The 13685-nt window shown below is 69.3% G+C and carries 12 protein-coding genes; 9 read left to right on the forward strand and 3 right to left on the reverse strand.

All coding sequences use genetic code 11. The annotated features are described in order from the left end of the window. The first annotated feature begins 7 nt into the window (after positions 1 to 7). Positions 8 to 592: a TetR family transcriptional regulator gene (locus MC45_RS07580; protein ID WP_038666803.1), complete on the forward strand. Its 585-nt coding sequence runs from the start codon at positions 8 to 10 to the stop codon at positions 590 to 592. A 439-nt stretch (positions 593 to 1031) separates the two neighbouring features. Here MC45_RS07580 and MC45_RS07585 read toward each other — a convergent pair whose 3' ends face one another. Continuing rightward, a complete protein-coding gene (locus MC45_RS07585) occupies positions 1032 to 2018 on the reverse strand; it encodes a helix-turn-helix domain-containing protein (protein ID WP_081974380.1) in 987 nt (328 codons plus the stop codon). 122 nt (positions 2019 to 2140) lie between these two features. On the opposite strand from MC45_RS07585, the gene obgE reads away from it, so the two are divergent. From obgE to lptG, 8 genes are all read left to right on the forward strand, one after another. Beyond that, positions 2141 to 3187 carry a GTPase ObgE gene (gene obgE / locus MC45_RS07590; protein ID WP_038661452.1) on the forward strand — a complete coding sequence of 349 codons (1047 nt, stop codon included), beginning with the start codon at positions 2141 to 2143 and terminating at the stop codon, positions 3185 to 3187. A 279-nt stretch (positions 3188 to 3466) separates the two neighbouring features. Beyond that, positions 3467 to 4570, forward strand: a complete 1104-nt coding sequence (gene proB, locus MC45_RS07595) for a glutamate 5-kinase (RefSeq protein ID WP_038661455.1) — start codon at positions 3467 to 3469, stop codon at positions 4568 to 4570. Between the two features lie 190 nt (positions 4571 to 4760). Continuing rightward, on the forward strand, positions 4761 to 5663 hold the full coding sequence (locus MC45_RS07600; RefSeq protein WP_038661458.1) for an NAD-dependent epimerase/dehydratase family protein: 903 nt from the start codon (positions 4761 to 4763) through the stop codon (positions 5661 to 5663). A gap of 43 nt (positions 5664 to 5706) precedes the next feature. Next, a complete protein-coding gene (locus tag MC45_RS07605; RefSeq protein ID WP_038666809.1) occupies positions 5707 to 5955 on the forward strand; it encodes an acyl carrier protein in 249 nt (82 codons plus the stop codon). Further along, positions 5952 to 7214 (forward strand): serine palmitoyltransferase, encoded by a 1263-nt coding sequence (spt, locus tag MC45_RS07610; protein ID WP_038661461.1) that lies wholly within the window; start codon positions 5952 to 5954, stop codon positions 7212 to 7214. The genes MC45_RS07605 and spt overlap by 4 nt, the downstream gene beginning before the upstream one ends. 144 nt (positions 7215 to 7358) lie before the next feature. Then, positions 7359 to 9239, forward strand: a complete 1881-nt coding sequence (locus MC45_RS07615; protein ID WP_081974537.1) for an ATP-binding protein — start codon at positions 7359 to 7361, stop codon at positions 9237 to 9239. Positions 9240 to 9319: 80 nt separating this feature from the next. Then, on the forward strand, positions 9320 to 10516 hold the full coding sequence (gene lptF / locus MC45_RS07620; protein ID WP_171009336.1) for an LPS export ABC transporter permease LptF: 1197 nt from the start codon (positions 9320 to 9322) through the stop codon (positions 10514 to 10516). Beyond that, positions 10513 to 11604 carry an LPS export ABC transporter permease LptG gene (gene lptG / locus MC45_RS07625; RefSeq protein ID WP_038661466.1) on the forward strand — a complete coding sequence of 364 codons (1092 nt, stop codon included), beginning with the start codon at positions 10513 to 10515 and terminating at the stop codon, positions 11602 to 11604. The genes lptF and lptG overlap by 4 nt, the downstream gene beginning before the upstream one ends. Before the next feature lie 292 nt (positions 11605 to 11896). Here the strand turns inward: lptG and MC45_RS07630 are convergent, their stop codons facing one another. Together MC45_RS07630 and MC45_RS07635 are read right to left on the reverse strand one after the other, a co-directional pair. After that, complete coding sequence (locus tag MC45_RS07630; RefSeq protein WP_052075565.1) at positions 11897 to 12433, reverse strand: hypothetical protein; 537 nt, start codon at positions 12431 to 12433, stop codon at positions 11897 to 11899. Between the two features lie 55 nt (positions 12434 to 12488). After that, entirely contained in the window at positions 12489 to 13580 is a 1092-nt protein-coding gene (locus MC45_RS07635) for a fatty acid desaturase family protein (RefSeq protein WP_038661469.1), read from the reverse strand. Between the last annotated feature and the right edge of the window lie 105 nt (positions 13581 to 13685).

The following is a 13685-nucleotide window of genomic DNA, read 5'->3' on the forward strand; positions in this document are numbered from 1 at the left end:
TGTGTCGATCGCAACCCTCCGCAAACGCCTGTCCCCCGCCGACGCCCGCGAGGCGGCGCTCGCCGCCGCGCAGGCGCTGCTGATCGAGGCCGGCCCGCAGGCGGTGACGCTCAAGGCGGTCGGCGGCCGGATCGGGCGGACCCACGCCAATCTGCTCCACCATTTCGGCTCGGCCGAGGGGCTGCAGCTGGCGCTGATCGCGCGGATGACGAGCGACATCACCGCGACGATCCGCGATGCGCTGCTCCTCGATCGGCCGGCGGAGCCCGACCCGCGTCGGATCGTCGATCTGGTGTTCGACGCCTTCGACGGCGGTGGCGCCGGCGCGCTGGCGAGCTGGATGATCCTCACCGGCAACCGCGACGCGCTCGATCCCATCCTCTCCGCGGTGCGCGCGCTGGTCGAGGACCTCACCGCCGGGGTCGAACCCGCCTGCCGCCCGATCCAGGACGAAACGCTGCATCTGGTGCTGATGGCGCTGGGCGATGCTTTGCTCGGGGCGCCGATGGCGCGCGCATTGGGCCTGCCGCGTGACCGGGCGCGTGCGCTTGCCGCGACGATGCTCGCCGCGCCGCTCGCGGCGGACGGCTGAGCCATCGCCAATGTCGCGTGGCACGGCGTCAATGCCGCCGCCCCTGCACCGCCGCGGCACGAGCCGGTAGGACGGCGGCACGAGGGGCCGGCGGCCGCGATCGCGTGATATATCGCGCGATGGATCGCCGATCGCCCGCACGACGCCGCGGCCGGTCGGACGGCCAATGGCGCCGACTCGGACAAGCGAAGGCGGCGGCCGCAGCAAGGCACGCTGCCACGGGTGGAGGATGCACGGATAGGCGGATGCTCCAGGCATCTGCCTGACGGTGCCGTCGATCGGTATCGCGATGGGGGTCGCGACGCCGGTCGGCGGTTACCAAGCCTACCCCGTCACCCCGGATCTGATCCGGGGTCCCGCTTCGTCCTCTTGCGCGTGCCGATCAGAAGAAGCGGGACCCCGGGTCGAGCCCGGGGTGACGGACGAACGTCGTTTCCGTCTAGCCCCCCGTATGCCGCGCGCGATAGTCGCCCGGCGTGATGCCATAGACCTCGCGGAATGCCCGGCCGAGATAGGCGGCATCGCAAAAGCCCCACCGCTCCGCAAGCATCGCGATCGTCTGCCGGTCCCCCGCCGTGCGCAGGCTTTCGGCGATCCGCGCCAGCCGGCGGGTGCGGATATAGGCCTGCACCCCGCCCTCCTCCTGCAACAGCCGGTACAACGTCGAGCGCGACACGCCGAGCGCGCGGCTGAGCCGCGTCGTGTTGAGCGACGGCGAGCCCAGGTGCCGCTCGATCGTCTCGCGCAGTTCGAACGACAGGCCGCGCTCATGCTGTTCGGTATCGGCCGGTGCGGTGCCGAGGCTGGCGGAGAGCGCGATGGTGAACAGATCGAGCACGGTCTGCGCCAGCGCCGGGCCGCTGGTCACCGGCAGATGATGCGCGGTGTCGCGCAACGTCGCGAGATGCGAGACGAGCAGCGCCGCCTGCTCCGGCGCGATGACATGGCCGTGCAGGCTGCGCACCGTCGCCGGCAGCAGCCGCTCCGCCACCGCGCGTGGCAGCGTGAAGCCGGTGCTGACCGATGCCTCCGATCCATGCGCCTGCGTCTGCGCGAGGTCGGCCAGCACGATCGATCCGCCCGGCGCGACGAGATCGCGGCCGGCCATGTCGCCGCGCGCGCCGCCGTGGTGCCGAACGTTGACGACCAGATCGTCGCTTCGGTCGCGCGCGATCGTGTCGCTCCGCCGCACCCAGTCCTGCGCGGTGATCCGCGCCTGCCCGATGCCGATCGTGCCGAGATCGAGCCAGTCCATCGCGACGGTGAAGGGTTCGTGCGGCGTCGTGTCGAACCGCGTCGACAGGCCGGCGATATCGGCGTCGCGCCAGCAGGCATAGCGCTCGCTCGCGGGCAGCCCGTCCGCACTGAAGACACGCTGCCACGCCAGTCGTTCGGCAGCCGGATCGGCCTGGGAATCGCGCGGCATCGTCACCCGCCGGATCTTAGCGCCCGCCGAAATGGCCGTACACTGCTCTTGTCGCGCACGATCGGCGATGGCGCCGCCGCCGCGGGGGTGGCCGTTCGCGCGGGGCACGCTAAAGAGGCGCCATGCATTTTCTCGACCAAGCCAAGATCTACGTCCGCTCCGGCTCGGGCGGCCCCGGCGCCGTCAGCTTCCGACGTGAAAAATTCATCGAATATGGCGGCCCCGACGGCGGCAACGGCGGCAAGGGCGGCGACATCATCTTCGAGGCGGTGGCCGGCCTCAATACGCTGATCGACTTCCGCTACACCCAGCATTTCCGCGCGCCGCGCGGCTCGGGCGGCTCGGGCAGCAACCGCACCGGCGGCGGCGGCGACGACCTCGTCATCAAGGTTCCGGTCGGCACCCAGGTGCTGTCCGAGGACAAGGACGAGGTGCTGCTCGACTTCACCCATGTCGGCCAGCGCGAGATGTTCCTGCGCGGCGGCGACGGCGGCCGCGGCAACGCCAGCTACAAGACCTCGACCAACCGCGCGCCGCGCCAGCACGGCACCGGCTGGCCCGAGCAGGAGGCGTGGGTGTGGCTGCGGCTCAAGTTGCTCGCCGACGCCGGGCTCGTCGGCCTGCCCAATGCCGGCAAGTCGACCTTCATCAACGCGGTGACCAATGCGCAGGCGAAGGTCGGCGCCTATGCCTTCACCACGACGCGGCCGCAGCTCGGCGTCGTCCGCCATCATGGCCGCGAGTTCGTCGTCGCCGACATTCCCGGCCTGATCGAAGGCGCCGCCGACGGTGCGGGGATCGGCGACCGGTTCCTCGGCCATATCGAACGCTGCCGCGTGCTGCTGCATCTGGTCGACGCCAATGACGACGACGTCGCCGAAAGCTATCGCATCGTCCGCGACGAGCTGGAGGCCTATGGCGGCGGTCTGATCGACAAGCCGCATATCGTCGCGCTCAACAAGATCGACATGCTCGACGAAGAACTGATCGAGGCGCTGTCCGCCGAACTGGCGGAGGAAAGCGGCACCGACGTCATCCCGCTGTCGGGCGCCGCCGGCACTGGCGTCGACTGGGTGCTCGACAAGTTGCTCGAGGCGATCGACCCGGCGCCCGATACGGTGCCGGACAGCGACGAGGGCGAGGACGAGATCACCTGGTCGCCGGTGTGAGCCGATGCGCCCGTTCGTCTGAATAGTTACAGCGATGGGGCTCGATCGATAGCACCCCGGGACCGTCACCCCGGACTCGTTCCGGGGTCCACCGTACCGCATGCGTGCGCTCTCGCCTCGAGCCCCCCTCCTCGCCGCGGAGTGGACCCCGGCACGAGTCCGGGGTGACGAGGGAGTGTGGAAAGGGCGACGACAACCAAGCGGCCATATCCATCGGCCCTGCGTCGACAGGCAACCGAGGACTTATGCTGTCGGTCATCCCTCGCTAGACCCCACCCCATGCCCCTCTTCCCGCCCGCCTCCTGCCCGCGCCTGATCGTCAAGGTCGGCTCCGCCCTGCTCGTCGCACCCGATGGCGCGGTGCGGCGGGACTGGCTCGCGACGCTGGTCGCCGACATCGCCGCGCGCGTCCGCGACGGCCAGCAGGTCGCGATCGTCTCGTCGGGTGCGATCGCGCTCGGCGCGCGGCGACTCGGGCTCGCCAAGGGCGGCCGCGCCAGCCTCGAGGACGCGCAGGCCGCCGCCGCGACCGGCCAGATCGCGCTCAGCCAGACCTGGGCGGAGCTGCTCGGCGACCACGGCCTCACCGCCGCGCAGATGCTGGTGACGCTCGACGATCTCGAAGACCGCCGCCGCTATCTCAACGCCGCGGCGACGCTGGGCCGGCTGCTCGGGCTCGGCGTGGTGCCGGTCATCAACGAGAACGACAGCGTCGCCACCGAGGAGATCCGCTTCGGCGACAACGACCGGCTCGCCGCGCGCGTCGCGCAGGCGGCGGGGGCGCAGGGCGTCGTGCTGCTGTCCGACGTCGACGGCCTCTACGACGCCAACCCGCACACCAATCCGGCGGCACGGCATATCGCACGGGTCGAGCGGATCGACGCGGTCGCCGGCATGGCCGATGCCGGATCGGCGTCGGGCATGGGTTCGGGCGGCATGGTGTCGAAGATCGCGGCGGCACGGATTGCCACCGGCGCGGGTGCGCATCTCGCCATCGCCAGCGGTCGACTGGATCACCCGCTCGCCGGGGCGCAGCGGCATACTTTGTTCGTCGCCGAACGCGCCGCACCGGCGCGCAAGGCGTGGCTGGCGGGCGGGCTGACCGCGCGCGGCCGCATCCACGTTGACGCGGGCGCGGCGCGCGCGCTGGCAGCGGGCGGCAGCCTGCTCGCCGCCGGCGCGACGCGGATCGAGGGCGCATTCGGCCGCGGCGATCTGGTGACGATCGAGGGGCCGGACGGCACGATCGCGCGCGGCCTGTCGGAATATGCGGCGGACGAGGCGCTGCGGCTGCTCGGCACGCGCTCGGAGGAGCAGGCGGCGATATTGGGGTACGCGCCCCGCGCCGCACTGGTCCACCGCAACCATCTGGCGCTGCTGTGAGATCGCCAGCCTCTTCGAGAGGCCGACCGGCACCCCGTCCGTTCCAGCGTTCCTGCGAAAGCAGGAACCCAGGGCCAAGCAGACGACCGCTGTCCGTCTGCGAAACCCCTGGGCTCCTGCTTTCGCAGGAGCACAAATCGTCCTTTGTAGAGGTCGCGAGCATTACCGGCGCGATCGCAGGAGCCGCTTCATGACCACCCTCGCCATCACCGGCGCGACGGGGTTCGTCGGCGGCGCGCTGCTCAATCAGGCGCTCGCCGCCGGCCATCACGTCCGCGCGCTCACCCGCCGGCCGCAACCCGGCCGCAATGACGTCATCTGGATCGAAGGCGCGCTCGACCGTCCCGACAGCCTCGTCGCACTCGCCGATGGCGCGGACGCGATCGTCCATGTCGCCGGCGTGGTGAACGCGCCCGACCGCGTCGGCTTCGTCGCCGGCAATATCGACGGCACGCGTGCGATGCTCGCCGCCGCGACCGCCGCCGGCGTCGGCCGCTTCGTCCACGTCTCGTCGCTCTCCGCACGCGAACCCGCGCTGTCCAACTACGGCTGGTCCAAGGCGGAGGCCGAATCGCTGGTCGAGGCCAGCCCCCTCGCGTGGAGCATCGTCCGCCCGAGCGGCGTATACGGCCCCGGCGACATGGAGATGCGCGACCTGTTCCGCGCCGCGAAGCTCGGCCTCGCGCTGCTGCCGCCGCGCGGCAAGGTATCGCTGGTCGCGGTCGACGATCTCGCCCGCCTGTTGCTGACGCTCGCCACGCACGACCTGCCGCCCGCGCTCTACGAGGTCGACGACGGCCACGTCCTCACCCATGACGAGATGGCGCAGGCGATCGGCCGCGCGGTCGGCCGCCGGCACGTCCTCGCGCTGCACCTGCCCAAGGCGATCCTCCATCTCGGCGCGAAGCTCGACAAGCGCCTGCGCGGATCGGGCGCCAAACTCACCGCCGATCGCGCGAATTATCTCGCCCATTCGGACTGGACCGCCCGCCCCGCGCTGCGCCCGCCGGCCGATCTGTGGACGCCGTCCGTCGCCCCGGAGGCAGGCCTCGCCGCAACCGCGCGATGGTATCGTGCCAACGGATTGCTATAGCGCCGCAACCCTGCCGTATTTGGCCGCCATCCAGGATAGTATGATGACCGACCGCACCCAGATCCTCGACACGATCAAGGCCCAGATCGAACCGTTCAACAAGAAAGGCGTCGCGCTGACCGAGGCGACCACCTTCCAGGGCGATCTGGAGTGGGACAGCCTGACCGTGATGGACTTCGTCGCGGCGATCGAGGACGAGTTCGAGATCATCATCACGATGAACATGCAGGCGGAGATCGAGACGGTCGGCCAGCTCGCCGATGCCGTCGCCAAGCTGAAGGGCGACGCATGACCGAGACCGGCCTGCAGTCCGAAACGCTCGATCTCGATCCCGCCCCGGTCGCGCCCGAGCGCGACCTGATGAGCAAGTTCGATTCGCTGATCGCCGAGCGCAAGGCGCTGATCGACACCGGCGTCACCGATCCCTTCGCGATCGTCATGGAGCAGGTGAAGAGCCCGACCGAGGCGGTGATCGCCGGCCGCGACACGATCCTGCTGGGCACCTACAATTACATGGGGATGACGTTCGACCCCGACGTCATCGCCGCCGGCCATGCCGCGCTCGACCGGTTCGGCTCGGGCACCAACGGCAGCCGCATGCTCAACGGCACCTTCCGCGACCATATGGAAGCGGAACAGGCGCTGCGCGACTTCTACGGCACCAGCGGCGCGATCGTCTTCTCGACCGGCTATATGGCCAATCTCGGCATGATCTCGACGCTCGTCGGCAAGGGTGAATATGTCATCCTCGACGCCGACAGCCACGCCTCGATCTACGACGGCTGCAAGCAGGGCAATGCCGAGATCGTCCGCTTCCGCCACAACAGCGTCGAGGATCTCGACAAAAGGCTCGGCCGCCTGCCCAAGGAGGCGGGCAAGCTCGTCGTGCTGGAAGGCGTCTACTCGATGCTCGGCGACGTCGCGCCGCTGCGCGAGATGGTCGCGGTCGCCAAGAAGCACGATGCGATGGTGCTGAGCGACGAGGCGCATTCGATGGGCTTCTACGGCCCCAACGGCCGCGGCGTGTATGAGGATCAGGGGCTGGAGGCGGACGTCGATTTCGTCGTCGGCACCTTCTCCAAATCGGTCGGCACCGTCGGCGGGTTCTGCGTGTCGAACCACCCGAAGTTCGAGGCGATCCGCCTCGCCTGCCGCGCCTATATCTTCACCGCCTCGCTGCCGCCGTCGGTGGTCGCGACCGCGGCGGCTTCGATCCGCAAGCTGATGACCGCGCACGACAAGCGCGCGCAGCTCTGGGCGAACGCGCGCCAGCTCCACGGCGGCCTCAAGGCGATGGGCTTCAGGCTCGGCACCGAGGCGCCCGACAGCGCGATCGTCGCGGTGATCCTCGACGACCAGGAACAGGCGGTGACGATGTGGCAGGGGCTGCTGCACGGCGGCGTCTACGTCAACATGGCGCGCCCGCCGGCGACGCCGGCCGGCACCTTCCTGCTGCGCTGCTCGCTGTGCGCCGAACATAGCGCAGCGCAGCTCGACGCGGTGCTCGCCGCCTTCCGCGCCGCGGGGCAGGCCGTGGGCGCGATCGGCTGAGCCTGCCGCGGCGCACGCCGCGGCGGCTTTCCACGCGGCGGGAAACGGACTAGCCTCACGCCCGTGACTCGCAACGACGCCGAAACGGTCTCCGTAGGGACCCTGGAGGGCGACGCGACCTGGCGGACGATCACGCTCGTCGTGATGGGTCTGCTCGGCGCGGCGGTGCTCGTCGCGCTCATCGTGACGCTGGGCGAGGCCAACCGCCAGCGCGACCGCGCGTTGCAGGCGCAGGCGCACAGCTACGACGTGATGATCCTCGCCCGCACCGTGTCGGGCACGATCGCCCGCTCCGAGGCGTCGCTCGGCCGCTACGTCATCAGCGGCAAGGCCGAGAAGGAGCTCGGCCAGCTCTATTATGACCAATGGCGCCTCGCCGGAACGCAGCTCGGCCGGCTCGAACGGCTGACCGTCGACACGCCGGAGCAAAGCGCCCGCGTCCGCCGCCTGCGCGCCGCCTACGAACGGCGCGGCGAGGAGCTGTCGCTGACCGCGCTCAGCACCACCTACGGCCAGAACAGCCAGGCGCTCGCCCGTTATTACAAGGCGCGCCAGTCGCCGACGCTGACCGCGATCGACACGACGCTCGACCAGATCATCACCCGCGAACGCGCCCTGCTCGACCAGCGCACCGCCGATGCGATGCGCACCGTCGACCGGTCGAGCCGCATCGCGACGGTGCTGGCGATCTTCGGCGTGCTGATCGTCGTCGGCGCGCTGGTGCTCGGCTGGTTTACGCTGCACGCGGTCGGCGAGCGCGCCCTCGCCCGCGCCGAGGCGGAGGAGGAACGCGAACGCGCCGAGGAACTCGCCGCCGCAGTGACCAAGGCGACCGACGAATTGCGCGTGCAGGAGGCGAAGGTCCGCCAGATCCACAAGATGGACGCGGTCGGCCAGCTCACCGGCGGCATCGCCCACGATTTCAATAACATGCTCGCGGTCGTCCTCGGCGGGCTCGAACTCGCGCGGCGCGCGGTCGGCCATGATCCGGCGACGGTGGCGCGGCATCTCGACAATGCGACCGACGGCGCCAATCGCGCCGCGGCGCTGACCCGGCGGCTGCTCGCCTTCAGCCGCGAGGAATCGCTCAAGCCCGAACCGATCGCCGCGGCGGCGCTGGTGTCGGGGATGTCCGAGCTGATCGACCGCACCCTCGGCGATGCGATCACCGTCGTCGTCCGCGACGACGCGCGCGGCTGGCAGGTCCATGCCGATCGCGTGCAGCTCGAAAATGCGGTGCTCAACCTCGCGGTCAATGCGCGCGACGCGATGAACGGTCGTGGCCGGCTGGTCATCGCGACCGGTGCGACGACGCTCGCCGACGATCATGTCGACGATTGCTGCGCCGGCGATTACGTCACGCTCGCGGTCACCGACACGGGCACCGGGATGACGCCCGAGGTGCTCGAACGCGTCTACGAACCCTTCTTCACCACCAAGGCGGCGGGCAAGGGCACCGGCCTCGGCCTCAGCCAGATCTTCGGCCTCGTGCGGCAGTTGCGCGGCGGCATCGCGATCGAGACCGCGCCCGGATGCGGCACCACCGTCACCCTCTATCTGCCGCGCGACACCAGCGCCGGCACCGCCGCGCCCGCCGCGGTCGTCGCGCCGGTCACCGTCGCGCCGCTCGCCGAGGCGCTGCGCGTGCTCGTCGTCGAGGACGATCCGCGCGTGCTCGCCGCGACGATGATGGCGCTGGAGGAACTGGGCCATCGCGCCATCGCCTGCGACGCGCCGCTCAAGGCGCCGGCGCTGCTCGCCGGCAACGACGACATCGATCTCATCATCTCGGACGTGCTGATGCCGGGGCAGACCGGGCCGGAGATGATCGCCGCCCTCGCCCCGCATTACCCGCATATCGCCGTGCTGTTCGTCACCGGCTTCGCCGGCGAGGCGAATGCGAGCGAGTTCGGCCGTCATCCGGTGCTGCGCAAGCCGTTCACGCTCAGCGGGCTGGAGCGCGCGATCGGCAAGGCGATGGCGACCGAACGCCCCGCCCCGCCGCAGCAGATAGCCGCCGAATGAGCCACGGGAATTTTAGCTGACGTTGCCGACACCCGCGCCTATACCGGCCGCTCCCCGCCCCGGCCCGAGCCCCTGACCGCATGACCTCCCTCGACCGCTACATGGCCCGGCTGATCGCGTTGCCGCTATTCTCGACGCTGACCATCGCCGCCATGCTGCTGGTGCTCGACCGTATCCAGCGCCTGTTCGTCTTCGTCGCCACCGAGGGTGGGCCGGTCAGCGTCGTGTGGCGGATGCTCGCCAATCTGCTGCCCGAATATCTCGGCCTTGGCATACCGATCGGGCTGCTGCTCGGCATCCTGCTCGCCTTCCGCCGCCTCGCCGCCAATTCGGAACTCGACGTGCTGCGCGCCGTGGGGGTGAGCTACACGCGGATGCTGCGCGTGCCGTTCATGTACGCGCTGATCCTCGCGGCGCTCAACATCGCGATCGTCGGCTTCGTCCAGCCAAAGGCGCGCTATTATTACGAGCAGTTGCGCTTCGAGCTGCGCACCGGCGCGCTGGGCGCGTCGATCAAGGTCGGCGAGTTCACCCATTTCGGCGACCGCATGACGCTGCGCATCGAGCAGAGCCATGACAAGGGCCGCAAGCTCGACGGCATCTTCGTCTATTACAACGACAAGGGTACCAGCTATTCGGTCACCGCCCAGTCGGGCCAGTTCCTCGCCACCGACGATCCCAACACGATCATCTTCCGCCTGACGAAGGGCACTTTGGTGCACAAGGCGCCCAATTTCACCGTGCCGCGGGTGCTGACCTTCACCTCGCACGATCTGCCGATCCCGCTGCCGCGCTACGAGAATTTCCGCCAGCGCGGCGGCCGCAACCTCGAATTCACGTTGCCCGAACTCGCAAAGCTCGGCCATCGCGCGCAGAGCGAGGAGCAGCGCGACAGCAGCCGCTCCGAATTCCACTTCCGCCTGGTCGAGGTGGCGACGATGTTCCTGTTGCCGCTGCTCGCGATCGCGCTCGGCGTGCCGCCCAAACGCTCCAATTCGGGCTTCGGCGTGTTCCTCGCGATCGTGATGATCGTCGCCTATCACAAGGTGAACGAATATGCCGCCTCGATCGGCGAGCTCGGCCGGATCGATCCGCTGATCGCGCTCTGGGTCCCCTTCTGCATCTTCGCCGGGATCATCCTCTGGATGTATTATCAGATCGCCTATGTCCCCGGCGGGCAACCGATCGGCGCGCTCGAACGCGCCTTCTCGAAGCTCGCCAAGCTCGTCACCCGCTATCTGCCCGGCCGCGGCCGCAAGAAGGAGCAGGCGGCATGAGCAGCTTCTTCCCGTCGCGCACCGTCGCGATCTACATGGGGCGGATGTTCCTGGTGCGCACCTTCGGGCTGCTCGCCGCGCTGCTGCTGATCCTGCAGACGCTCGACCTGCTCAGCGAATCGGGCCAGATCCTCGCCCATCCCGGCAATACGCAGGAACAGGTGTGGCAATATGTCGGGCTGCGCGCGCCGCAGATCGCCGCCTTCCTGCTGCCCTTCTCTGTCCTGCTCGGCACCATCCTGACGCTCATCACGATGAACCAGAACAGCGAGGTCATTGCGTTGAAGGCCGGCGGCCTGTCGGCGCATCAGGTGCTGGCGCCGCTGCTCGTCGCCAGCCTCGGCGTCGCCGGGCTCAGCTTCGCCTTCAACGAACGGATCGTCAGCCGCGCCACCGCGACGCTGGACCAGTGGAAGGACGCCGATTATGGCGCGCTGCCGATCGACCGCGGCGACCGGACCAACGTCTGGGTGCGCGACGGCGACGACCTGATCGCGGTGCAGCAGGTGCGCGGGCGCGGCGAGCAGGTGCGGCTCGGCAACGTCACCGTCTACGACCGCACCGGCGGCGAGCTGGTCGCGATCATCAAGGCGCCGACCGGCCGCCATGCCGGCAACGGCTGGGCGATCAGCCCGGCGACGCGCTTCGACGTCGCCACCGGCAAATTGAGCAACCTCGGCACGGTCAAGGTCGCGCCGGGCGTCCGCCCCGACCAGTTCACTCTGGGTGCGGTCAACCCCGACGGGCTCGACTTCGCCGCGCTCCACGCGGCGATCGGCGACCTGCGCGACGCCGGCCGGCCGACGAAGTCGCTCGAAGGCACGCTCTGGCACAAATTCTCCAGCCCGCTGTCGGCGGTGCTGATGCCGCTGCTCGGCGCGGTCGCGGCGTTCGGCATCGCCCGGTCGGGGCAATTGTTCGTGCGCGCGGTGATCGGCATGGCGCTGGGCTTCGCCTATTTCGTCGCCGACAATTTCGCACTCGCAATGGGCAATCTCGGCGCCTACCCGCCCTTCCTCGCCGCCTGGGCGCCGTTCCTGCTGTTCCTGCTGATCGGCGAAGCGGTCCTGATCCGCACCGAGGAATAGGACACGAGCGGAGACTTAATTCCGACCGTTCGCCCTGAGCCTGTCGAAGCCTGTCCTGAGCGACGCCGCAGGCGGCGTCGAAGGGGGCAGGTGAGTCTCACGGTGCTTCGACAGGCTCAGCACCAACGGGGTGATGTTATCGATTCACGCGGAGGCGCGGAGAGGTGTCGCGTGGGGCGGACGTGGTCCTGTAACTGCGAGACCTTGGTAGGAAGAGCCGCTGACACGGCGAACGCAACACCTCCGCGCCTCCGCGCCTCTGCGCGAACCAACCTTCTTCCGTCCGACCACCTTACGGCACCGACAAAGGCCCCTCGAGCACCGCCGGCATCCGCGACACCAGAGCACCCGCCAGCTTCGCACCGACCACCGCCGGCGCGTTCGCCTGCGTGCCGCCAACCTGCGCGGTCACCGCGCTGCCCGTCCACAAGGTCCGCCCGTCGCGCCACGCGGTAAGCGTGATCGTCATCCGCGTCACGATCAACGCGCGCAGATCCTGCTTCTGAGTCGGCAGCGCGAGTTGCACGCCCCCGCCCCAATTGGCGACGCTGGCGGCAGGCGCCTTGGTTCCGGAAGGCGCCCCGACCAGACCGCGCTGCTCATGGTCGATCGCGACCCGCGCACGATAGCGGCTCGGACCGGTGGCCGGCAGGACGAGATAATTGGCGGAATTGAAGGCATCGCCGACCGCATCGGCGATCGCGGGGATCTCGGGTCCGTCGGTCTTGCCGTCATCGACGACGGTGAGGGTGACCGTCCCCGGCGGCAGGGTTTCGGCGGCGACCGACGGAACGGCCAGCAGGGCGACGATGCCGGACCAAATGATCATTTTCCGACCCCCACCTTCGGCAACCGTCCTGCCCTATTATAGCGCAATCCTCTGGTTACCGAGGGTGGAACGTGCTCCGCACGATCTTGTTCACCAATCCCGGCAGACCGGCATAGCTCGCTTTATGATAGGGCGATCCCTGCTCGACCGCCGCGGTGATCCGGCGATGCGCCTCGCCGAGCGCGTGATACGGCAGGCTCGGCAGCAGATGGTGGAGCGCGTGATAGCGCAGGCCGACCGGTGCCCACAGTGCCGGCAACAACGCCGGCGGCGGCACGTTGACCGAATCAAGATATTGCGCGGTCACCGACATCGGCTCGCCGTCATTCTCCCACAGATGCGCAACCAAAGTGCGAACCTGATTGACCACCGCGACGCCCGACCCGATCGCCAACGCGATTGCGACGCTGCGCAGCGGGAAGACCCCCGTCGCGGTCAGCACCACGACCGCGATCGCCCACAGGCTCGCCGCGGTCTCGACGCGATCCCACATCGTCCGCGCCTCGCCTTCCGGGGCGCGACGGCGGAACGACGGATTGATCGCCAGCGCCGAATAGCGCTCCATCACGATCGTGCGGAACTTGGGGGACAGCAGCGACAGCGGCGACAGGATCGCATAACGGATCAGCAGCCCGAGCGGCGCCAGTGCGGAGATCACCACGAACGCCGGCAGCGTCCACGGCTTCATCAGCGCGAGCGGCAGATATTCCGGGTCCTCCGACGTGCCGTAACGCGTCTTCGCATGGTGGAGGTTGTGCACGCCCTCGTACATGAAGCTCGGCACCAGCATCGGCACGCCGACCAGCGCATTCCAAGCACCGCGGAAGCGGGGCACGGCACTATGCTTCATGTGACTGATTTCGTGGATAAAACTAAGCGCGCGATACAGCGCCAACGCCGACACGACGGCAGCGAGCACCACCCAGCCGGTCTGCCGGACGGTCACCGCCGCAGCCAGCGCGCCATAGCCGACCGCCACCGACCCGATCAGGTCGGCCCAATAGATGCCGGGCCGCGGCGCGATCAGGTCGCGGGTCGCCTCCGCCGCCGCACGCAGCATCGCCTTGTCGTCGGCGATCCGCACGCGCGGCGTGCGTCCGGCCGGCTCGGCGACGGGGGCGCGGGGGAGGGTCAGCGAGCGTTCCATGGCTTGGTCCATTGCGTGAAGATAGTGGCGATAGCGTGGCATTTACAGGCGCCCCGGCCGCTGCGGCGCCGCAACATATCGATCAGTGATGACGGAAACGTCACT

The sequence above is a fragment of the Sphingomonas taxi genome, from assembly GCF_000764535.1.
GTDB lineage: Bacteria > Pseudomonadota > Alphaproteobacteria > Sphingomonadales > Sphingomonadaceae > Sphingomonas > Sphingomonas taxi.

Coding starts and splice junctions, on each gene's coding strand:
- MC45_RS07635 (WP_038661469.1), bottom strand. CDS start 13,580: ATGGAACGCTCGCTGACCCTCCCCCGCGCCCCCGTCGCCGAGCCGGCC.
- lptG (WP_038661466.1), top strand. CDS start 10,513: ATGAGCAGCTTCTTCCCGTCGCGCACCGTCGCGATCTACATGGGGCGG.
- obgE (WP_038661452.1), top strand. CDS start 2,141: ATGCATTTTCTCGACCAAGCCAAGATCTACGTCCGCTCCGGCTCGGGC.
- MC45_RS07630 (WP_052075565.1), bottom strand. CDS start 12,433: ATGATCATTTGGTCCGGCATCGTCGCCCTGCTGGCCGTTCCGTCGGTC.
- proB (WP_038661455.1), top strand. CDS start 3,467: ATGCCCCTCTTCCCGCCCGCCTCCTGCCCGCGCCTGATCGTCAAGGTC.
- lptF (WP_171009336.1), top strand. CDS start 9,320: ATGACCTCCCTCGACCGCTACATGGCCCGGCTGATCGCGTTGCCGCTA.
- MC45_RS07600 (WP_038661458.1), top strand. CDS start 4,761: ATGACCACCCTCGCCATCACCGGCGCGACGGGGTTCGTCGGCGGCGCG.
- MC45_RS07605 (WP_038666809.1), top strand. CDS start 5,707: ATGACCGACCGCACCCAGATCCTCGACACGATCAAGGCCCAGATCGAA.
- spt (WP_038661461.1), top strand. CDS start 5,952: ATGACCGAGACCGGCCTGCAGTCCGAAACGCTCGATCTCGATCCCGCC.
- MC45_RS07585 (WP_081974380.1), bottom strand. CDS start 2,018: ATGCCGCGCGATTCCCAGGCCGATCCGGCTGCCGAACGACTGGCGTGG.
- MC45_RS07615 (WP_081974537.1), top strand. CDS start 7,359: ATGGGTCTGCTCGGCGCGGCGGTGCTCGTCGCGCTCATCGTGACGCTG.